The following is a 19,634-nucleotide window of genomic DNA, read 5'->3' as shown; positions in this document are numbered from 1 at the left end:
ACCAGCTCCACGCATCCCCACCAGATCACTCACACGGCCTCACGTCGACTATGGCCGTCCCTCCGCGGCGGCTCCGTCCCGCCGCCGCGCCGACACCTGCCGCCGCCCGGGCCTCGGCCGTGCCGCCGGCGCCGCGCCGTCACGGTCCCGTTGCCATGCCGCTGGCGCCCGTCCCGCGTTGCTGTGCCGTCCACCGTGCTGCCCGCCCCCGCCGTGCCGTTGCGACACCCCCGTTGCCGCCCGTCGTGTCCTGTCCCCGCAGTCCCGCAGCGCGGCCGCCCGGCGGCGCCGTCGTCCCGCCGCCCAGGGCGCCGCCGGGCCGGCGAGGGTGGGCGTCGGCGCCCGCGACTGCGCGGATTCGTTCGGCGTTCCACGGTTGACGGCCGCCCGCGGCGCCGCCGGGGCCGCGCGCCGCCGCTGTCGTGGGTCTGGCTCTTGGCGCCCGCGCTCGTGACTGCGGGGCGGGTGCCTTGAGCCGGGCCGCTGCCTGGGCCGGACCGAGCGCACCCACCGCCCGAGATCCTCGCCCGGGTGCACGACGTCGCCGGGCTCGGTCGGCAGTGGTCGTCCGACCTCCAGGTGGAGCCGGACGCCGACTCCACGGGCAGCCCCTTGGTACGCCGCTGCGTGATCTCCTGCGCCTTGCGGGCGGCGGCCCGCGAGGGCGTTCGCGAAGTCGCCGCTCAGAAACCGCCGTAGAGCCCGGTCAACTCGGTGACGACACGGGCCATCTCCGTACGGGCCTCAGCGGGTTCGACGACTTGGACGTCGGTGCCGAACTGCAACAGGTGGCGGACCGCTTCCACCACGGGATAGACCACCTCCACCCGCAGCCACTCCTCGCTGCCTGCTTCGGCGACAGGTGGTCCGGTGAAGTAGCTGCCGGCGATACGGGTCACCATGTCCAGCCGCTCTCGGCGCAGCAGCACGGTGACCCGGACGCCGGTCGTGCGGTCCTCCACCTCACGGCGAAGACTGTGCCAGACCTGGGCCAGCTCCACACCGGGACGGCGGTGTGCTGCGGTCTCGACGACGCGTACCTGGGCCAGCCGGTCGGTGCGGAAGAGCCGGGGCCTGCTCCGGTGGTCGGCGACCAAGTACCAGGTACCGGCTTTCGCCACCAAGCCGTACGGGTCGACGGTGTAGCCGCGCAGCGAGCTTCGGCCGCTGTGACGGTAACGGATGTGCAGCCGACGGTCACTGAGGACCGCGGCGTACAGCGCCTCCACGTCCGTGTCAGTGCGGGGCCCGGCATGCCAGCGCTCCGGGTCGATCAGGATGCGGCGGCTGGTCAGCTCGGCCGCCGGGCGGTGCGGGGCGGGCAGCGCGGCCATCACCTTGCGCAGTGCGGAGCCGAGGGCGTGGTCGAGACCGAGTGCCGCGTGTGCGCTCTGGGACGCCAGCACGAACAGTGCGCGCGCTTCGTCGGTGGTCAGGCCGGTGACGTCGGTGCGGAAACCGGGCAGCAGTCCGATGCCCCCGTCCTTGCCGCGCTCGGCGTACACCGGAACACCGGCCGACGACAGCGCTTCGACATCGCGGTAGATGGTGCGCTGCGACACCTCCAAGCGCTCGGCCAGCTCCTTCGCCGGGACCAGGCGACGATGCTGGAGCAGCAGCACGATCGAGAGCAGCCGGTCGAATTTCACCCCCTCAGAATATGACGACCGATGTCATATATGTGTCTCAGGATTGCTCCCGCTGATACCGACGAAGGAGCAGGACTGTGAAGCGCACCGACCTCGATCTCCTGGCCGCCCGCTGTGAGGGGCCCGTGCTGTCGCCCGGTCAGGAGGGTTACGACGAGGAACGCACGGGATTCAACCTGGCCGTGCGGCACCGTCCGGAGGTGATCGTGGGGGCCGCTCGGGCTGACGACGTGACGGCGGCCGTTACCTTCGCCGTCGCGAGTGGCCTGCCGGTTGCCGTGCAGAACACCGGGCACGGCTTTTCGGTGCCCGCCGAGGGCGGTCTGCTCATCACCACCCGGCGTATGACCACGGTCCGCGTCGACCCGGCCGCACGCAGCGCATACGTCGCGGCCGGCGCCCGCTTCGACCAGCTCGTTCCCGAGGCGGCACGGCACGGACTGGCGCCGCTGAACGGCTCCGCTCCGCACGTGGGCGTCGTCTCCTACACCTTGGGCGGTGGTCTCCCCCTGCTCGGACGCAGCCATGGCTGGGCGGCGGACCGGGTCCTGGCCATGGACGTGGTGACCGCCGACGGCAGGCAGCGTCACGTGACCCCGGAGGCCGAGCCGGACCTGTACTGGGCTCTGCTGGGCGGACGGGACAACTTCGGCATCGTCACGGGCATGGAGTTCGGCCTGGTCCCGGTGGTTCGGCTCTACGGTGGCGGCCTCTTCTACGACGCCGAGCAGGTCCCCGGCCTCCTGGAGGAGTACGTGGGGTGGACCACCACGGTGCCGCACGAGATGAACTCGTCAGTGGCGCTGATCCCCTTCCCGGACGAACCGCAGGTTCCAGAGCCGATACGAGGACGCCGCGTCTGGCACGTGCGGATCGCCTTCACCGGCTCCGCCGAGGCCGGTACCCGTCTGGTCGAACCGCTCCGCCAACTCGGCCCCCGGCTGTTGGAGAACTTGCGTGACATGCCCTACGAGCAGAGCGCCGACATCCATGACGACCCTCCGGTCCCGATGCCGTGGGCCGCCGACAACGTCTTCCTGGCCGACCCCGACGGGGAAACGGTCGGTACGCTCCTCCAGCACATCAGCGGCGAGGCAGCGCCGCCCGCGATCGTGGAAGTGCGCCACCTGGGCGGCGCGCTCTCCCGCCGGCCCGCGCACCCGAACGCCGTCGGCTGGCGCGACGCGCCCTTCATGCTGGCGGTCCTCGTGCCGCTGACGGACGACTCGACAGCCGGGGCACACGCGTCCGCGTTCCTCCGGCATCTGTTCGAGGAGCTGAAGCCTTGGACCGCCGGCCGGTTCCTCAACTTCATGGGCCACGGTGCCGCCGCCGACCAGGAACGGACCCGCACCGCCTACGTCCCGGACGACCACAGGCGACTGACCGCGCTGAAGGCGGCGTACGACCCACGGAACACTTTCCGCCTCAACTACAACATCCCGCCAGGTACCGGCGAATGACGCCGCCTCCCGGAGGCCTCGATGACACCGTCATCCGCGCCGGCACCGGGGCGCTGTCCCGCCCGCCGGTAGATGCCCGGCTCCGTCACATCCCCACCCTGGACACAACCGGGATGATCCTGTCCGGGCTGGCCTACCTTCTTGCCGCCACGCGTCTCGCCCGGCTCCTCGGAGTCGGTGGCACGCTGGTGATCACCGTCGGCGGCCTGATGCTGACGATCGGCACGGGCATCGCTCTTTCTGGCCCTCCGTGCCCGTCCAGCATCCGTGTGGGTGCTCTCCGTGATCGTGCTCGGGGCCGTATGGGTGGCGGCGAGCATCGCCTCACTCGCGCTCGAATGGTGGGACATCACCACCGTCGGCACAGTCAGCCTTTTCCAGCCTGACGGTGCTGGCCGCGTGTCGGCCAGATCGGTGGAACGACGAAGCTCCTGGTAGACGGGTTCTCGACCAAGATCGTCCGTAGCCGTCAGGAGCTTCGCGTGCTCGTCCATCCGTCGTCGATCGACCTGTCCGGTCGCACTCTGCGGTGCCTGACGGGACGACTCGCTGCCCGGCGAGGGGAGATCGCGACCCGACGGCGTCGGCTGACCGCCGGCCGTCAGGCTCTCCTCGCCCTGGCCCCTCTGCGATGCGGTGACACCTGCGCCCGGCTCGCCGCCGGGTTCGGTACCGGCGTCGCAACCGTGTACCGCTCCACACGTGAGGCCGTCGATGTGCCGGCCGCCCTCGCACCCACCCCGGCCGAGGCGATGGACACCGCCCGGACCACGGCATTCGTGATCCCGGACGGCACCCTGCCACCAATCGACCGGATCGCCGCCCACACCCCGCACTACTCGGGCAAACGCAAACGTCACGGCATGAACGTCCAGGTCCTCACCGATCCCTTCGGGCGGCTGCTGCGGGCCTCACCGGCCCTAACCGGATCGACCCACGACCTGACCGCCGCCCGCACCCACGGCATCGTCGACGCGCTCACCGACGCCGACCTCGAGTGCTTGGCCGACAAGGCGTAGCAAGGAGCCGGTGGTCCCATCCGAGTACCCTTCCGCCGCCGCCTCAAGCGGTGGCAGCGCCGACGCAACAGCACCCACGCCAAGTTCCGCTGCCTCGGCGAGCAGGCCACGGCCACCCTGAAGGGCCGGCGCCTCCTGTGAAAGCCCCGCTGCAGCACCAACCGCAGCACCGCGATCGCCCAAGCCGTCCTCGTCCTTCCTCACACCTCGGCGTGAGGCTGGAAAAGGCTCCTTCACGCCAGAGGGGCATCCCTACGAGCCGCTTTTCACGGGCTTAGCTCGGGCCGCGGTGAGCGCGGTGTGTCCCTGCCGGGGCTGGACCGGTGGGCGTTTCCAGGTGGATGGCGAGCCATTCGCTCTTCGTCCTCACCACGGGGTGGGGGTGAGGCGGTCCCACCAGCCGCGAGATGGTCGTCGACCGGGCCGTTGGCACGCGGTCGCTCAGAGCGTGAGCACCGGCCGTGTGGAGAAGTCCTCGTACATGTCCTGCCCGTCGGGTCCGTACACGAACTCGGCCATGCCGGGGTTGCGGTTGGCGGTCGCCAGGGGGAGCCAGGCCAGCAGGTGGCCGTAGCCGCCGCACACCGACTCGCCCCCGTCGCCGCCATGGACCGCGGTGACGTCGCTGGTCAGCTCGGCACGGTAGGTGTCGTAGGCGATGTGCAGGCCGAAGGCGTTCAGTTCGTTGTGCGGGCCGGTGTCGTCACCGTAGGGGATGCGGTCGAGGGGACAGTCGTCACCCCACCGGAACAGGGTGCCCGACCCGGCGCCGCAGGCGTGTTCCCACTCGTCGGAGCTCGGCATCCGCAGACCACGGGCAACGAGGGCAGCCGGCATGTCGGCCGGAGGCTCGGTCAGGGCCTCGTCCTCCACGGCCATCAGGACGGTGTCCAGGTGAACGCTGCGGAGAGCGCTGAGCATCCGCGCGAGGTGGGTTCGCAGATCGGGCCCGCAACCGTAGCCCTGCTCCAGGCTCTGCGCGTAGTCGGCGGCCTGCTGCGCGGTCGGCTGCCAGGTGTCGACGTCGAAGCCCAAGGACACCCGGCCTCCGGGTATCAGGGCGAACTCCTGCCCGTCCCGCTCGATCCGGACGCGGTGCAGCGGGCCACCGAGGTGTTTTGTGGCCTCGACGCGTGAGACCCGGCCGCCCACATGGTCAGCGGCATTCTGGGCGATCCGTCGCGCGGTGGCCTCATCGAAGGTCCGCCACAGATCGAGAGTGAGATCAGCGAGTGACATGGCCGGCAGTGTGGCACGCGGCACTGACACAGCACCGAAAGACGAATGCCTCCAGGCGGGACACCGCCATCCCTGCACGCGTGTGGGCCAACACTGCGTGATCTTGCCGATACCTTGGCTTGTCATTTCCACGAAGAGGGGTCCTGGGCCGCTGCTGTGTTGGTGCGGGAGTGGTGGAAGCGGCCGTCGTGCTGATGGTTCTGCGCCAGGATGAAGCTGTGGATGACATCGTGTGCCGCCCTGCCCGGCCCCATGAGTTAGCCGCCGTAGCCGAGTTGCGGTGGCGGTGGGTGCAGGAGCTCTACGGAACGCCCGACACGACGCTGGAGGAGTTCGTTCCCCGGTTCGTGGCGTGGGCTCGGGAGGCTGAGTCCTCGCATCGGTGCATGGTGATGGTCCGTGACGACGTGGTGATCGGCATGGCTTGGCTGGCGATCACGCGGCGTGTGCCGCATCCGCGCGTGTTCGAGCGGATGTCGGGTGACGTGCAGTGCACGTATGTCCTGCCCGAGGAACGCGACCGCGGCCTGGGCGGCAAGCTGATCGAGGCAGTCTTGGCGTGGGCGAGGGACCTCGGTCTTGAGCGGGTGACCGTTCACTCCAGTCACCGGGCGGTCTCGGCGTACTCCCGCCATGGGTTCAAGGTCTCTTCGCGCCTGCTCCAGGCCGAGGTGGGGCAGGGCCGCGCGGGGTGAGCCCGTTAACCGGTGTCCGCCCGTCTCGCCCTGTTGCCGTCAGCCGACCGCCCCTCGCCGTCGAGGGGCGGCCGGTTGCCCCGTCGCACCGGTCCGTCGTCGGTGCACGACGTCCGCGAGTCCCGGCCATGGCCGTCGGCGCCGTTGCTTCGCCGCGGAGGGCAGCGCTCTGCCGTCCTGCCCCGCCGCCGACGCCGTCCCGTCGGCCTCGCCGCACCGGCATCCTGGCGCCCGGCTCCATTGCTGGCTGTCGACCGTCGCCCCGGAATCGGTGCCGCACGCGGCATTCGGCCGCCCGGCCCGCCGTCGACCGCCGTACGGCACCGCCGTCGGCGCGGACGCCGTGTTGCTGTCCCCGGCCTGGGTTCCGGCCGATCGTCGTACGGTGCCACGCCGCGCCCCACCGCCGTCCCGGTGATGCGGTCCTGTACGGGCCGACTGCCTGCAGAGCCAGCGGGGGAGGGGTTATGGGGCGGGCTGGTCGGCGGTGGCTTTGCGGCGGCGTCGGTGTTCTCGTTGAGCTTGGGCGCGGGCACATTCGCGGGTGCAGTACTTGATACCGCTGGTGCGGTTCTGTCCGAATTCGGAGCGGTCGCGTTGGCGTACGAAGTTCCGGCGGCAGGTCCCGGTGCATGGACCACCCTCGGCGCTCCGGGTGCTCGCGGTGGGCGAGCTCCTCGATCCGCTCTTCCTCCTCGATGATCCAGTTCGCGATGTCGAGGCCGCTTCCGTCGCTGCAGAACATCCCATAGCGGCGCATCCAGTCGGCGACGGTCCCCAGGTCTTGAGGGTCGAGATCCATGATCTCGCGGAGGTAGAAGTCCTCCGGCAGCGGGACTGCCGCGTCCGAGGGTCCACCGATGTCCCAGACGATCCAGTCACCTTCAGCCCGCGCACTGGTGACCGGTCTCAACTCGGGTGTCGGGACGGGAGTCCCGGGCCAGAGAGTGGGACGAAAACGTGGGTCTGGGAAACGCTCTCCCAAGGCCAGAAGGCCGTCAACCGGTCCCACGCCAAGATCCGGGCCCTGGTCGAGCAGGCCGTCGCCACCCTCAAGTCCTGGCGACTCCTCCGCAAACCGCGGTGCTCGACCACCCGCATCACAAGTCTGGTCCAAGCCGTCCTGACCCTGCATTTGGCCGGCTCAGGCCGATGATGGAAAGAGCTCATTGTCGTTGATCGGCCGTCCCGGTCGTCCGCTGTCTCGTCGTGCCGTCCTGCCGCCGACTGCTGCTGCCGCGCCTTGTTGTCGGTGGGGCCATCTCGATCCCGCCTGGCCGTCCGACCGCTCGGTTGGCGGCGTCCGGGTCCTTCCGCCCGGCCATCGCCGTCGTTGGCTTCCTCCTTGGCGTGGGCTTCCTGTGGGCGTGCCCTACGCTGTGCGCCCATGCGGCACGGTGCCGCTGCACAGGGGTGGGGAATGAACAAGATCAAGGGTGGCGCTTCGTGCCTGCTGCTGGCCGGCGTGCTCGTCACGGGGTGCTCGTCAACGTCGGAGCCGACGGTGTCCATAGAAGACCTCAAGAGGGCGGCCAGCCAGGCTGCGTCTCCGACTCCCTCCCCGTCGGCCTCCGTGTCACCGGGGCCCGTACTGCAGGTCGGACAGAGGAGCCAGTTCGCAGACATCGAGACGGACGAGTACGGGGAGAACCCGAGGGCCGTGACTACGTTCGGTGTCACCGTCAAGGAGGCGACCTATGTCGATGCTGCCGACATCGGCTCGGGAGAACCCGCGGAGAACGGACAGTTCGTCCGCCTCACCTTGGCGATCACAAACGTCGGCAAGGCGAACGGCGACTTCACGAGCTACGGCGCAATCAAGTGGGAGGACGAGCAGACGGCCGCACAGGACGCGACGACGCTGCACCTCCTTGACGGGCCGGAACTCGACACGGAGTACAAGCCGGGGCAATCAGTGACGGGTAGTATCGTCCTGGACGTCGCTCGCAAGGGTGGGACGCTGACGTACTGGGACAGTGCGAACAGTGACGCACCAGCGTTCAGCATCACGCTGCCCACGGCCGGCTCAGGCGGAGAGGCGTGAGCGTCGGCTCCACGTGATCGAAGTCGATCTCCAGCTTCTCGTCGTAGCTGTTCACCTCCAACAAGCTGAAGAGCCGTTACTCGCCGACCGCGAGCGAAGCAGCTGTACCGCCCCGCCCGACATCGCGTTCGCCCTGCGCTGCCGGTAACGAGCATCAGCTGCGAGGCCCGTACTCAGCCGCACCCCGTCCGGCGCCGCTGCGCGCCGGGTGACGGCCGTTGAGCGTGAGGCCGGTCGACCTTGGCACACGTATGGGGGCATCTGTGGCTAGGATCGCGAGCAGTCCGTGCCGGTAGGGAGTGTGCGGGTCAGGCCCGGTGCCCAGCGTTCTGAGAGCAGTACCGCCGGGCCGCTCCCCGTCGGCCTGTCGTCGGCGCTCGTCCGTACGATCGCCATCTTCTGGCCGGGTGCTGTACGGCCGCTTCGCTCGTCGCTGTCGTCGACCGCCGCTTCGACACCGTTTCGCCGCTCTGTCGTCGGATGTCGCCGGGGGTGGTGTTCGACCGTCCCGGCCACCGGTGCTCGCCCGTCGACCATCACCACGCCGTCGACCCCTGTGCGGCATCCCGCTCCGTCACCCCGCTGCCTCGTCTCCCCGTCCTCGGCTGCCGTTCCGGCGCTTCCGTCACCGCCTCGTTCCTGGCGCCGACGCTCGTCTGTACGGCTTACGCCTCCCGGCTGACCGCTGCAGGGCCCCGGCCTCGTCGTCGACCGGGGCTCCGGCTCGCCGTCGGCCGTCGGCCGTCGTTGTCCGTGGTGTCCGCCCATCTCGCCCTGTCGTCGTCGGTCGCTGCCCCACACCGCCGAAGGCGACGGCCGGCCGTCTCGCCGCACCGGTCCGTCGTCGGTGCGGACGACGTCCCCGGGCCCCCGGGCCTCGGCCGTCGGTTCCGTTGCTTACAAGTTGGTGCGTGATAGCGGGTGAGGCGTCGGGCCTGGCAGGCGGCAGGATCCGGGTGTGGCGATCATGGTTGGTCGGACGGTGCTGGCGCATCGGCACGCTCACCGTCGAACCGGACATCCAGCTGAACTCGAACCTTGAGAACGCGACGATCTGGCTCATGGTGAAGAAGCGCAACGGCCTGGTCGGCAAGCGGAGCATCGGGATCACCCTGGGAGCGGGAGTGCCCGCATGGGTGACCCCCATCGCCGGTCACCCGGGATGTGTTGATGCCGGCGTCCAGTGCGGCCACGATCATCTGCCCGGCCAGCTTGGGCTTGGTCGCGAACTCCACATGCTCGGGCACCCCGGCACGGGTGCGGCGCTCGAGGTCCCGGGACCAGGACGTGTCGGGCAGGTAGAGCCGGCGGTCGATCAACGCCCGTCTTCTGCTGGAGGCGTAGGCAAGGAAGACACCGACCTGGCTGTTCTCGATCCGCCCTGCGGTGCCGGTGTACTGCCGCTGCACGCCCGCCGAGGCGGCGCCCTTCTTGAGGAAGCCTGTCTCGTCGACGATCAGCACGGCGTTGTCGGTGCCGAGGTGCTCGTGGACGTAGGTGCGCACGTCGTCGCGGAGGGCGTCGGCGTCCCAGCGGGCGGTTCGCAGTAGCCGCTGCATCGGCCCGGGACGGGCGTGGTCGGCCTGCTCGGCCAGCCGCCAGCAATTCTTCCGCTCGACGCCGGACAGCAACCCGAGCACGAACGCACGGGTAGTGGCGCGCGGTTCAACCCGCCTGAACCGGCCCGCGATCCGGGCCATGGCCTGGTCGAACATTGCCCGCCAACGGGCGGCGTCTATGCTGCGGCCCACTGCCATCGCACGATCTTCAGGAGTCCACACCACCCCTGATGATCACGCGGTGGCCGTTGCGGTGCCCGCTCCAGTCCTCAGGTGGTGCCAGGCATGCCCGCACCCGTCGGCACAGAAGCGGAGCCGCCGTCGATCATCAGAGACGCCAAGAAGTGCGACCAGCAGCCGGAATGCCTTGACCCGCTCGTCCTGCGGAAGGTTGATGATCTTTGTTAGTTGCTCGATGAGGCGTCCGCGCGTGACCAGCACGGCCGGGGTGTGGGTGGGCCGGATACCAGCTCTGCGGATGCTCTCCGGCCCGTCCTCGCTGGTTGCACGGGCCTGGATGCAGAATCCGGCCAGGTCGCGCAGGACTTCGAACTGCTCAGTGTCGGCGAGGCCCTCGAACCAGTCGACGCCCTGGGCAAGCGGACGGATGCCTTGTGCCAACTCGTTCAGAACGACCGCGCGTCCGTCCATCCCGCCCCATCTCCACAACAAGCCTGGCTGCCTATCCCCGCAAGGTCATCGAACCAGATCACGAAGTCGTACTGGAGTACTAGAGGCTGTCCCGTAACTGCTGGCCAGGGTTGAGATGATCTTGTCGTGGCTGGTGTGATCACGGCGTCCGAGCTCTCGTGGGCAGGTCCGTTCACCGGGCTGAGCCCGCGGCAGTTCAACAAGCTGATCACCGCGCTGCGGCGCGAGGGAGCCGATCCGGGTGCGCAAGGGCCGGCCGTGGTCGCTGTCGTTGGAGGACCGGGTGCTGCTGGTGGCCGCGTACTGGCGCACCAACCTCACCCTGCGCCGACTCGCCCCGCTGTTCGGCGTCTCGAAGTCAACGGCCGACCGGATCGTCGACCGCCTCGGACCGGCTCTCGCGCTCCAGCTCCGGTGGCGGTTCGCCAAGGACACCGTGCTCATCGTGGACGGCACGCCGGTCTCCACCCGTGACCGGTCCGTGGCCGCCTCCGGCAAGATCTACCGCCACTCCACCAGCCACCAGGTCGTCATCGACGCCGGTCCCTGCTTGGTCGTCGCCGTCGGCGAGCCGTTGCCCGGCAACCGTGACGACTGGCGGGCCTGGGAGGAGTCCGGCGCGAAGACCGCCGTCGGTACCACCCCTGCGGTGATCGCCGACGGCGGCTACCGGGGCACCGGCCTGACCATCCCGCACTACCGCCGGCACAGGGACGAGGAACTGCCGTCCTGGAAGGAGGAGCACAACGCCTCCCACCGCAAGGTCCGCGTCCGCGTCGAGCACACCTGCGCCCGCATGAAGAGCTGGAAGATCCTGCGTGATGGCCGCCTCGGAGGCGAAGGCGACCGCCACGCCATGCTCGGCATTCCTCGCCTGCACCACCTCACCCTCACCGGATGGCAGGCAAACGAGCAGGTCAACCAGCATGATCCAGAGTGTTTACGGGACAGCGTCCAGCGTCCGCGGTCGAAGTCGTGGCGCCCCCGAACGAGGGGGTGGTCGTTCTACTGGTGTCGCTCCTGCCGCGGACCTCTCTACGCCACCGGTTCCCTCTCGATTCCGGCCGGCTGGGACTGGGAGATCGACCATCAGCAGCCCGCGACTGCGCCAACGGGCACCTGATGCCCCTGACCGGCACCGCCACCGTCCCTGAAGATCTGCTCAACGCACCACGCGTGCTGCTCGTCCTCGAATCCTGATCCCGAACCGCCGGTGGCCAAGGCAGACCCGCCACCCCCGTGCCCGCAGGAAGGCGCCGGTGGGCAGGCGCAGACCTCTTCCACCGCAACTCACCGGCCCGGGCGGTGCCGCCGGGGCCGGCCGAAAGATCTGAACCGGTACCGGGAATCAGGCCGCGACGAGCTCCTGCTCGAGGTCCGGCGTCTCGACCTTGGGCTTCTTGTTCGGCAGCGAGAGCCGGAAGACCTTGCGCCACGCGGAGAACACCTGCTTGGGCAGCGGCCCGGTGACGTACTCCAGCTCATACTTCTCGAACAGCGCGCGCACCTTCACCGCGACCTCGGCGTACCGGTTGCTCGGCAGGTCGGGAAACAGGTGGTGCTCGATCTGGTGCGACAGGTTACCGGTCATGAAGTGCATGGCCTTGCTGCCGCTGATGTTTGCCGAGCCCATCATCTGGCGCAGGTACCACTGGCCACGCGTCTCGCCCTTGATCGACCGGCGCTCGAAGACCTGGACGCCCTCGGGGAAGTGCCCGCACATGATCACTGAGTGGGTCCAGAGGTTGCGGACCAGGTTCGCGGTGAACGTGGCGGCGAGCGTGGGGAGGAACGACGGGCCCGACAGCAGCGGGTGGATCACGTAGTCCTTGAGTACCTGCTTGCGGATCTTGCGGCCCACGGCCTTGGCCCGCGTGCGGAACTCGGGGTTCTTGCGGCGGCGCTTGTGCAGGTTCTTGCCCAGCTCCAGGTCGTACGCGGCGATGCCGTACTCGAAGAAGCATGCGTTGATGAAGTTCCACAGCGGTTGGCCGAGGTGGAACGGGTGCCACTTCTGGTCCTCGTCGACGCGCATGATGCCGTAGCCGAGGTCGTTGTCCTTGCCGATGACGTTGGTGTACGTGTGGTGCAGCTCGTTGTGCGAGTGCTTCCACTGGTCGGCCGGCGAGACGTGATCCCATTCCCAGGTGGTGGAGTGGATCTTCGGGTCCCGCATCCAGTCCCACTGGCCGTGCAGGATGTTGTGGCCGATCTCCATGTTGTCCATGATCTTCGCCATGGACAGACCGGCGGTACCGAGCAACCACGCGGGCGGGAAGATCGAGAACAGCAGCACGCCCCTGCTGGCCAGCTCGAGCTTGCGCTGCGCCGAGATGACCTTGCGGATGTAGGCGGCGTCCTTCTCGCCGCGGTCGGCGATCACCTCGTCGCGGATGGCATCCAGCTCGCGGCCAAGCTCCTCGATCTGCTCCGCGGTCAGGTGGGCGGTGGGGTCGATAGCGGTCAAGTTGCTCCTACCGTTCGATGTCGCAGGGGCCCGCCGCGGCGGACACGCAGGTCTGGATGAGGACGCCCGGCTCGGCTTCGGTGATCTCGCCGGTGCGCAGGTCGCGGACGGCGCCGGCCTTGAGCGGCGTGACGCAGCCGAAGCAGATGCCCATGCGGCACCCGGAGGGCATGAGCACGCCGGCCTCCTCGCCGATGTCCAGCAACGGCGTGGCGCCGTCCGCGTCGACGGCCTTGCCGCTGGCGCTGAACGTGACCTCGCCGCCGTCGCCCGCGACGACGATGCTGGGGCGGAAGCGTTCGGTGTGCAGGCGCTCTGGTACGCCGTGCTCGCTCCAGTGCTCTTCGGCGGCGTCGAGCAGGCCCGCAGGCCCGCACGCCCAGGTCTCGCGCTCGGCCCAGTCGGGCACGAGTTCGTCGAGCCGGGCGATGTCGAGCGTGCCGTCCGTGTCGGTGTGCACCTCGGTGAGACGCAGCTTCCCGGCCGCGACCAGGTCGTGCAGTTCCTTGCGGAAGATCACATCTTGCGGCTGTGGCGCGCAGTGGACCATGACGACATCGTCGAACTCGGTGTCGCGCAGCATGCCCATCACGGGAGTGATGCCGCTGCCGGCCGTCAGGTAGAGCACCTTGGCGGGCTTGGCCTGCGGCAGCACGAAGTCACCGGTCGGCTGGTCGAGCTGGATCAGCGTGCCCGGTCTCGCCCTGCGGACCAGGTGGTTGCTGACCTTGCCACCCGGGATCGCCTTCACGGTGATCGTGACGCGGCCGTCCTGGCGGTTCGTCGGCGAAGTGACGGAGTAGGCACGCCACAGGCGCACCCCATCGACGTCGACCCCGATCCGCACGTACTGACCGGCTGTGTGGCCGCGCCAGCCCCGCCCCGGCCTGATCACGACAGTCGCGGCGTCCCCCGTCTCGGGCTGCACGGCCTCGATGCGCCCACGCAGGTCAGCACCCGCACGCAGCGGGCTGACCAGGTCGAGATAGTCCGACGGCAGCAGCGGCGTCGTCACCATCTCCAACAGTTTCCACGCCCTGCTGCGAAGGGCTGCACTCGTCATGACTCCAGACTGATGCGCCTCAAGGCGTAAAGTCTTGACCGCAAGATGTAAAACTAATCGACTGAATTGTTCGCAGGAAACAAAATCGTGAGCCATGCAATTCGGAGGGCCAGCGAACTGGCCCTGGACGAGACGACGGTCACCGCACTTCGGGCCGCGCTGAAGACCACCGCCGACGAGGTCGTCCAGGCGATCATCGACGAGGTCCCTCCTTACGCCAACGCCCTCTCGGGCCACATGGGCGCCACCATCCGCCGAGCCGTCCGCACCGCCCTGGGGCACTACCTGGACCTCGCGAGCGGGAACGCCACAGGCGGCGACGCCGGTGACGCAGCCTACGAGCTGGGCCGCGGCGAGGTCCGCGACGGCCGTTCGATGGACGCCCTGCTCAGCGCCTACCGCGTCGGCGCCCGCGTAGCCTGGCGGTGCCTGGCAGCCGGTGCCGTACCCGCAGGTCTGCCCGCCGCACAGGTCGCCAAGTTCGCCGAGCTGACCTTCGCCTACATCGACGAGCTCTCCGCCGCGAGCGCCGCGGGCCACGCCGACGAACTGGCCGCCCAGGGCAGAGCCCATGAGCGCCACCTGGAACACCTGGCTCGCGACCTCCTCGCCGGCGCGAGCCCGGACGTGCTGCTGGCCTCCGCTCAACAGGCCGGGTGGCAGCCTCCGACTTCGCTGACTGTTGTTTTGTTGCCTGCTGCTCAGACCCGGCCGGCCTACCGCACGCTCGACCCCAGCACCCTCGTCCTGGACGATTTGCCGGATGCCACCGGTGTGCTGCTCGTCCCCGATGCCGACCGATCACATCTCTTGCGGCAGCTCGCTGACCGTAGCGCTGTGGTCGGTCCGGCCCGGCCATGGACTCGTGCGTCCGCTTCGTACGCACGAGCCGTACGCGCACGCTCTCTCTCCGGCGATATTCGCGACACCGAGGACCACCTGCCCGAGCTGGTGCTGAGTGCCGACATGGACGCGTTCGCAGACCTGCGTGCCCGAGCCCTCGCACCATTGCGCACCTTGCCGGTCGCGACCGCACGGCGGCTGGAGGACACGCTGCGGGCGTGGCTGCTGCACCAGGGCCGGCGGGACGAGGCGGCGGCGGCGCTGTTCGTCCACCCCCAGACGGTCCGCTACCGGATGCAGCAGCTGCGAGAGCTGTTTCCGGACCTCGCATCACCACACCGGGTCCTTGAACTGACGATGGCGCTCGGTCTTCGGGCCAGCTGACACGTACATCGACCAGATCGCCCTGCCGCTCACCGGCACCGCCCGCGCCGTCGCCGTCGATGTCCGCCGCGCCGCTGACATCCGGAGCCCGGGCGCCTGCCTGTTCTGGTGCCGGACCGGCCACCGCCCCGTCGCCTACGACGGCGCCCTTGCCCGGCTGGAGAGGCCGGCAGCCATCGCCAAGGACACCATCACAGCGCTGCGCGACCTCTGGCCGTGGCCGTTCCCCGAGCTTCGAGGACACCATCACCACGTACCTCGCCCCGATCCCGGCGACCGCTCCACGGGGAAGGAGCTGACCACCGCATGGTGACCCTGCGCGCCGCGCCCTGGTGCTCGACGACGCTGCCGCCCTCACCCGCGTCTACAGCGGTGCCTCCATCCGGCACACCACCGGCAAACCCCTCACCCTCGAGAAGGCCCACGAGGAGGCCGACGGTGTGGTGGTCGTCCGGATGTTCCTCGCCGACCGGCTCGGGTTGTTCCTCCAGGGCGAGGAGGCCATGGACCGCATCGACGACGCCGTACGCAAACTGAATCGAGGTCCGCGGCCCGGTAGGGGGCGGCCGGCGTGGTCACGGTCCTCGCCGGCCAAGCCGCCTCGCTGCCGGCTGCGAACGCCGGACCCGAGGGCCATCCAGAGGCCTGTTCGACACGATGATCCGCGCGAAGGCTGCGCGGTCAGCGACGCCGGCCGCCGCCGATGCGGCGGTCGTCGGCCAGCGCGGTAAGCGGGCCGAACTCGCAGGCAAGCTGGTTCCACGTCAAAACCTCGCCACAGCGAGCCGGGAACTCCTTGGGGTCGAACTCGGGCATGGTCCAGGTGCCAGTGCCCCGGTCCCGCAGCCACAGGTCCCCGTCACCGTCGACCACAGTCGGCGGGACCGGGACGGGCTCGGCTTGATCGGTGGGCTCCCAGGTGACCCGGCCCGGGTGGGAAACACGGCGCAGCTCGGTGGTGGCCAGCCGCGCTGCCAAGTCACGGGTGGACTCTTCGGCGTCCTTGACCGACGCGAGTCGAAATGCGTCGTCAAGTACGGGCAGGGCTGGATTCTTGCTGCGCTTTGAACTCATACGCTGACTACCTCCGGTGGGGGCGCCACATCCGTTGTGGCATCCCATGGAGGAACACGGTATCCGAGGCGGGAGCCGGACGGATCCGATGCAGGTTCGAGTGACAGGTCGAGTCACGCGGCCCGGAGGGCCGATGTGGTCATGACGGTCTCGGATCCGACGAGGGTCAGTCGGCCGAGTACGGCTTGCCGGCGACGGCGGTGGTAGGCCCGCTCGATCCAGGTCACGACGGCGATCCGCAGTTCCTCGCGGGTGACCCCCTTCCTGCGGCCGAGGACGCTCTTCTGCACCAGGCTGAAGAAGAACTCCATGGCCGCGTTGTCGCCGGCCGCCCCGACTCTCCCTGTCGATCCGACCATCCGGTGGCGATCGAGCGCCTGGCCGAACTTCCCGAACCGGAATTGCGAGCCGCGATCGCCGCACAACACAAGGCCGAGCGAGAGGCCCCCCGCCCGGTGCGCGCCGACCGCGGCACCCGATTCACCGACGAACGGCGGAAGGCCATCGACCCCGCCGGGCGGGGCGCCCCACGCGACACCCACCCGCACCTGTGCGACGACTGCAAGCAGCGCGCCGTCACCGCCCAACGCCAAGCCGCGCAGGCCGGGCCCGAGCACCAGGAGCACGACCCGGCCGCGCCCGAGCAGAAGGCCGGCGGCACCTGGCTCTCCCGCTTCCGCGGCTGACGCCCAAACGGAGAGCACGGCCGGGCAGGACCGTCCTGCCCGGCCGTGGCGGCTACTCCCGGGGTCGTGGCAGCGTGTGCCACAGGGCCCTGAGCCAGTCGGGCGGGTTGGTGAGGAATTTGTCCACCAGCCGGGCCGTGATGGACCGGGCGGCCCCCCGGGCGGCCCCTGGGCTATCGCGGCGGTCAGGCCGGCACCGACAGCGGGCTGCCGCGGGACGAGCGCGGGACCGGGCGGCTGTACGGGCGCGGGAACGTCGTCCCGGGTCATGATGCTGCTCCCTTGAGCAGAGGAACCGAGGACAGCGGACACCTGCTGTGGTGTCGTCCGCGTGGGGATGGTGAGCGCTTCGCGGTCGGCGGTCCTGCGGCTCTCTGCGTGAGAGCGTCCCTGTGGGGTCGTAGCCCTGGCCCAGGGTGGCGTGCTCAGCGTAGCGGCGATCGGCGCGGGTGTTGCCCCGGGCGTCTGACGGGTGGTCATCGGGAGCGCCTCCGGAGTGAGTTCGACATGGCAGGCGGACAGTGACAGGACTCAGGTGTTTGCGTCTCGTCCTGGCGGGCACGGCTCCTTCACCCCGTAGGGCCGCAGGCCAGGACCCGGACAGCAGCGACCGGGAAGAAAGATCCCGGGGTACGACGAAGGCCCGGACGCCTGGTCCGGGCCTTGCACTGTCGAAGTCCTCCAGCGGGACGAACGCCAGTAAGGGAGTCGAAGACCTACCCTCTACTCGTGCTCTCCCCGGGAGCGGTTGGCGACCCGGTCCGGGCCCCGTACGGGCGTCGGCGCTCGGGTCTCGGTGGTGGGGGCGCGCATGATGCGCCGGCTGGTGCGCGCCGCGGTGACGGCGTGGGCCAGGACGACGACGGCCTGACGCCCCGCGCCGCCCCGGACCTACGCTCCGGCGTGGCGGGCCTGGTCGGTCGCCCAGTCGCCCAGCCGCTGCCACGGGCGCAGCCGCCCGAGCAGATAGCCGGCCGCGAGTGCGGCGACCGCGGTGACGACGACGCCCACCATCAGGACCACCGCATCCCGATGGCGGACAGCAGCTCGATCCGTTCCGGTGTCAGCGTCGCCGCCCGGGAGCGCTGGTTGCTGATCCAGGCCCCCAGCTTGTGCTCCCGCTCCTCCCGGTCCTCGTCGATGATCCGTTCGACCCACTTCCTGGGGACCCGAAGGTGCCCTTCGCGTTCGTAGAACTGGCGGGCGGCGGCGTAATTCATGGCCCATTTGTCGGCCTGCGTGCGGCGCGGGCGTGGTTTCTCGTCCTCGTCGGCGGGTGTGATGCCGAGGACGTGTTCGCACATCCACTGCTGCACAGTGGTGAGCCGGTCCCAGCCGAGCCGGACGGAGCACACCCACCGCCCGAGGTCCTCGCCCTGGCGCAGGACGTCGCCCGCCTCGGTGGGCAGCGCCTCACCGGCGTCCAAGTGCATCCGCACGAGGTGGAAGCACCGCTGCCACGTCACCGGCCAGGCCGGGCACCAGGACGGGTCGATGTCCTCCAGCTGCTCGCGCCGCGCCTCCGACAGCGCCCCGGCCACCGACTCCACGGGCAGTCCCTCGGCACGCCGCTGCTCGATCTCGGCGGCCTTCCGGGCGGCGGCCCGCGCGTTCTTCAAAAAAATGCCCACCCGGTAGCCCTGGTAGGTGGCGTCCAGCGGGGCCAGGAGGTGTCCGTGTTCGGCGGCCCACCCGCGGGCGGCGGACAGGCCCTCCTCCCACGCGACGTCGAAATGGCTCCAGATCATGCCGAGCTTCTCCAGCTGGGCGACGCGGTCGGCGCCCAGGCGGCCGCGGGCGTGGAACCGGCGTGCGTCGGTGGTCCACTGCCCGAGTGGGAACCCGGCGAGCGAGGCCGGCCATCCCTCGCCTTCCGCCTCCCGGGCGTCGACGGCCGGCACGCGGAACGTGAACGGTACGCGAAGGTCGCCGTGCAGCCGGTTGTAGATGACGGCGGCCTCCACCCCGCGCCGCCAGTGCTCGTGTTCCGGGTTGAGGACCCGCAGGTTGACGAACGCCGCGAGCGCGGCCGGGTCGCGCGGCGTGGAGAACTTCAGCAGGGCCCTGGCGAGGCCGCTGACGCCTCCGGAGCCCTCGCCGCTCCCACCGGGGCTCTTCCCACTCTCGTCCTTGGCTACGGGTTTGCAGCGGCTCGGGGCCTGCTGCTCCGCGAGCCTCTCCATGATCCGCGCGTCGTGCGCCCGCAACGCCTCCAGCAGCTTGGCCAGCCCGCCGAACGCCCGCGAGGTCAGCATGTTGTCCACCGTCTCCCCGGCCCCGAGCAGCACCGGCACCACGAGCGAGGCCACCTTGCCCTCGCCCGGCTGCATCCGCAGCGCCCGCCCTACGGCCTGGACCAGGTCCGGCATCGAGCCGCGCACGTCCGCCCAGTACACGGAGTCACAGTTCTTGGTGTCGACGCCCTCGCCCAGGACCTTCACCGAGGACAAGAAGCACTTCTCCACCACGGTGCCGTCCGTGGCGATCCCGGCAGCGAACTCCCCAAGGAGCCGGCGCCGGTGGAGCGGCTTGTGATCGCCGCACAGCCAGCCGGCCCAGATCGTCCTCGGGTACAGCTCGGGGTCGGAGGCGTGCAGCTGCGCGGCGACGTCCGGGAGGCCGGCCGCGAAGGCTTCGGCTTCCTTGACGACATGGTGGAAGACGAGCGTGCGCCTAAAGCCCTCCTCCGCCGACGCCTTCACCAGGGCCGTCTGCAGCGCGGCGAGCCGCGCCCCACGTGCGATGTGCCGGTTTGGTGTCAGTGGGTGGGTGTCAGTGACGGCATGTCAGGCCGATGC

Annotated in this window: 15 protein-coding genes and 4 pseudogenes; 8 read left to right on the top strand and 11 right to left on the bottom strand. The window is 69.9% G+C overall.

The features are described from left to right. Positions 1-683 precede the first annotated feature (683 nt). Positions 684-1,649 carry a helix-turn-helix transcriptional regulator gene (locus tag IE106_RS29470; RefSeq protein ID WP_189538297.1) on the bottom strand — a complete coding sequence of 322 codons (966 nt, stop codon included), beginning with the start codon at positions 1,647-1,649 and terminating at the stop codon, positions 684-686. A 77-nt stretch (positions 1,650-1,726) separates the two neighbouring features. Here IE106_RS29470 and IE106_RS29465 point away from each other — a divergent pair, with 77 nt between their 5' ends. Beyond that, a complete protein-coding gene (locus tag IE106_RS29465) occupies positions 1,727-3,112 on the top strand; it encodes an FAD-binding oxidoreductase (protein WP_189538296.1) in 1,386 nt (461 codons plus the stop codon). Here the strand turns inward: IE106_RS29465 and IE106_RS29460 are convergent. Next, positions 3,082-3,606 (bottom strand): hypothetical protein, encoded by a 525-nt coding sequence (locus tag IE106_RS29460; protein WP_189538295.1) that lies wholly within the window; start codon positions 3,604-3,606, stop codon positions 3,082-3,084. The genes IE106_RS29465 and IE106_RS29460 overlap by 31 nt on opposite strands. On the opposite strand from IE106_RS29460, the pseudogene IE106_RS29455 reads away from it, so the two are divergent. Continuing rightward, positions 3,595-4,347: pseudogene (locus IE106_RS29455) on the top strand (transposase family protein). The gene IE106_RS29460 and the pseudogene IE106_RS29455 overlap by 12 nt on opposite strands. Before the next feature lie 225 nt (positions 4,348-4,572). Here the strand turns inward: IE106_RS29455 and IE106_RS29450 are convergent. Further along, positions 4,573-5,370 carry a hypothetical protein gene (locus tag IE106_RS29450; RefSeq protein ID WP_189538294.1) on the bottom strand — a complete coding sequence of 266 codons (798 nt, stop codon included), beginning with the start codon at positions 5,368-5,370 and terminating at the stop codon, positions 4,573-4,575. Between the two features lie 194 nt (positions 5,371-5,564). On the opposite strand from IE106_RS29450, the gene IE106_RS29445 reads away from it, so the two are divergent. From IE106_RS29445 to IE106_RS29435, 3 genes and pseudogenes are all read left to right on the top strand, one after another. After that, positions 5,565-6,065, top strand: coding sequence for a GNAT family N-acetyltransferase (locus tag IE106_RS29445; protein ID WP_189538308.1), 501 nt, complete (start codon positions 5,565-5,567; stop codon positions 6,063-6,065). Between the two features lie 967 nt (positions 6,066-7,032). Beyond that, positions 7,033-7,221 (top strand): annotated as a pseudogene (locus IE106_RS29440) (transposase family protein); the annotation flags it as partial. A 264-nt stretch (positions 7,222-7,485) separates the two neighbouring features. Then, entirely contained in the window at positions 7,486-8,109 is a 624-nt protein-coding gene (locus tag IE106_RS29435; protein ID WP_189538293.1) for a DUF4352 domain-containing protein, read from the top strand. A 1,145-nt stretch (positions 8,110-9,254) separates the two neighbouring features. On the opposite strand, the pseudogene IE106_RS29430 reads toward IE106_RS29435, so the two are convergent. Both IE106_RS29430 and IE106_RS29425 read right to left on the bottom strand, forming a co-directional pair. After that, a pseudogene (locus IE106_RS29430) lies at positions 9,255-9,809 on the bottom strand (IS701 family transposase); the annotation flags it as partial. Between the two features lie 93 nt (positions 9,810-9,902). After that, complete coding sequence (locus IE106_RS29425; protein WP_189538292.1) at positions 9,903-10,319, bottom strand: DUF5958 family protein; 417 nt, start codon at positions 10,317-10,319, stop codon at positions 9,903-9,905. 126 nt (positions 10,320-10,445) lie between these two features. On the opposite strand from IE106_RS29425, the pseudogene IE106_RS29420 reads away from it, so the two are divergent. Then, positions 10,446-11,217, top strand: a pseudogene (locus tag IE106_RS29420) (transposase family protein); the annotation flags it as partial. A 450-nt stretch (positions 11,218-11,667) separates the two neighbouring features. On the opposite strand, the gene IE106_RS29415 reads toward IE106_RS29420, so the two are convergent. Together IE106_RS29415 and IE106_RS29410 are read right to left on the bottom strand one after the other, a co-directional pair. Beyond that, on the bottom strand, positions 11,668-12,786 hold the full coding sequence (locus IE106_RS29415; protein ID WP_189538291.1) for a fatty acid desaturase family protein: 1,119 nt from the start codon (positions 12,784-12,786) through the stop codon (positions 11,668-11,670). Between the two features lie 7 nt (positions 12,787-12,793). Continuing rightward, a complete protein-coding gene (locus IE106_RS29410) occupies positions 12,794-13,804 on the bottom strand; it encodes a ferredoxin reductase (protein ID WP_189538307.1) in 1,011 nt (336 codons plus the stop codon). A gap of 132 nt (positions 13,805-13,936) precedes the next feature. Here IE106_RS29410 and IE106_RS29405 point away from each other — a divergent pair, with 132 nt between their 5' ends. Beyond that, positions 13,937-15,076 carry a PucR family transcriptional regulator gene (locus tag IE106_RS29405; RefSeq protein ID WP_189538290.1) on the top strand — a complete coding sequence of 380 codons (1,140 nt, stop codon included), beginning with the start codon at positions 13,937-13,939 and terminating at the stop codon, positions 15,074-15,076. Between the two features lie 681 nt (positions 15,077-15,757). On the opposite strand, the gene IE106_RS29400 is transcribed toward IE106_RS29405, so the two are convergent. Both IE106_RS29400 and IE106_RS29395 read right to left on the bottom strand, forming a co-directional pair. Next, positions 15,758-16,150: a hypothetical protein gene (locus IE106_RS29400; protein WP_189538289.1), complete on the bottom strand. Its 393-nt coding sequence runs from the start codon at positions 16,148-16,150 to the stop codon at positions 15,758-15,760. Between the two features lie 113 nt (positions 16,151-16,263). Beyond that, positions 16,264-16,509: a hypothetical protein gene (locus tag IE106_RS29395; RefSeq protein WP_189538288.1), complete on the bottom strand. Its 246-nt coding sequence runs from the start codon at positions 16,507-16,509 to the stop codon at positions 16,264-16,266. Between the two features lie 3 nt (positions 16,510-16,512). On the opposite strand from IE106_RS29395, the gene IE106_RS29390 reads away from it, so the two are divergent. Beyond that, positions 16,513-16,836 carry a hypothetical protein gene (locus IE106_RS29390; protein WP_189538287.1) on the top strand — a complete coding sequence of 108 codons (324 nt, stop codon included), beginning with the start codon at positions 16,513-16,515 and terminating at the stop codon, positions 16,834-16,836. A gap of 891 nt (positions 16,837-17,727) precedes the next feature. Here IE106_RS29390 and IE106_RS30775 read toward each other — a convergent pair. Further along, positions 17,728-17,859, bottom strand: a complete 132-nt coding sequence (locus IE106_RS30775) for a hypothetical protein (RefSeq protein ID WP_268255347.1) — start codon at positions 17,857-17,859, stop codon at positions 17,728-17,730. Further along, positions 17,850-19,538, bottom strand: coding sequence for a Helicase associated domain protein (locus IE106_RS29385; RefSeq protein ID WP_189538286.1), 1,689 nt, complete (start codon positions 19,536-19,538; stop codon positions 17,850-17,852). The genes IE106_RS30775 and IE106_RS29385 overlap by 10 nt, the downstream gene beginning before the upstream one ends. Positions 19,539-19,634 lie beyond the last annotated feature (96 nt).

Origin of the sequence: Streptomyces roseolilacinus (genome assembly GCF_014649335.1) — a bacterium.
GTDB lineage: Bacteria > Actinomycetota > Actinomycetes > Streptomycetales > Streptomycetaceae > Streptomyces > Streptomyces roseolilacinus.
Note: the sequence above shows the minus strand (reverse complement) of the source record. Positions and strands in the feature narration are given on the sequence as shown.

Bases quoted from the DNA above. Each gene is read 5' to 3' on its own strand.
- IE106_RS29460 (WP_189538295.1), bottom strand. From the start codon at position 3,606: ATGGACGAGCACGCGAAGCTCCTGACGGCTACGGACGATCTTGGTCGA.
- IE106_RS29450 (WP_189538294.1), bottom strand. From the start codon at position 5,370: ATGTCACTCGCTGATCTCACTCTCGATCTGTGGCGGACCTTCGATGAG.
- IE106_RS29445 (WP_189538308.1), top strand. From the start codon at position 5,565: ATGGTTCTGCGCCAGGATGAAGCTGTGGATGACATCGTGTGCCGCCCT.
- IE106_RS29435 (WP_189538293.1), top strand. From the start codon at position 7,486: ATGAACAAGATCAAGGGTGGCGCTTCGTGCCTGCTGCTGGCCGGCGTG.
- IE106_RS29425 (WP_189538292.1), bottom strand. From the start codon at position 10,319: ATGGACGGACGCGCGGTCGTTCTGAACGAGTTGGCACAAGGCATCCGT.
- IE106_RS29410 (WP_189538307.1), bottom strand. From the start codon at position 13,804: ATGGTGACGACGCCGCTGCTGCCGTCGGACTATCTCGACCTGGTCAGC.
- IE106_RS29400 (WP_189538289.1), bottom strand. From the start codon at position 16,150: ATGAGTTCAAAGCGCAGCAAGAATCCAGCCCTGCCCGTACTTGACGAC.
- IE106_RS29395 (WP_189538288.1), bottom strand. From the start codon at position 16,509: ATGGTCGGATCGACAGGGAGAGTCGGGGCGGCCGGCGACAACGCGGCC.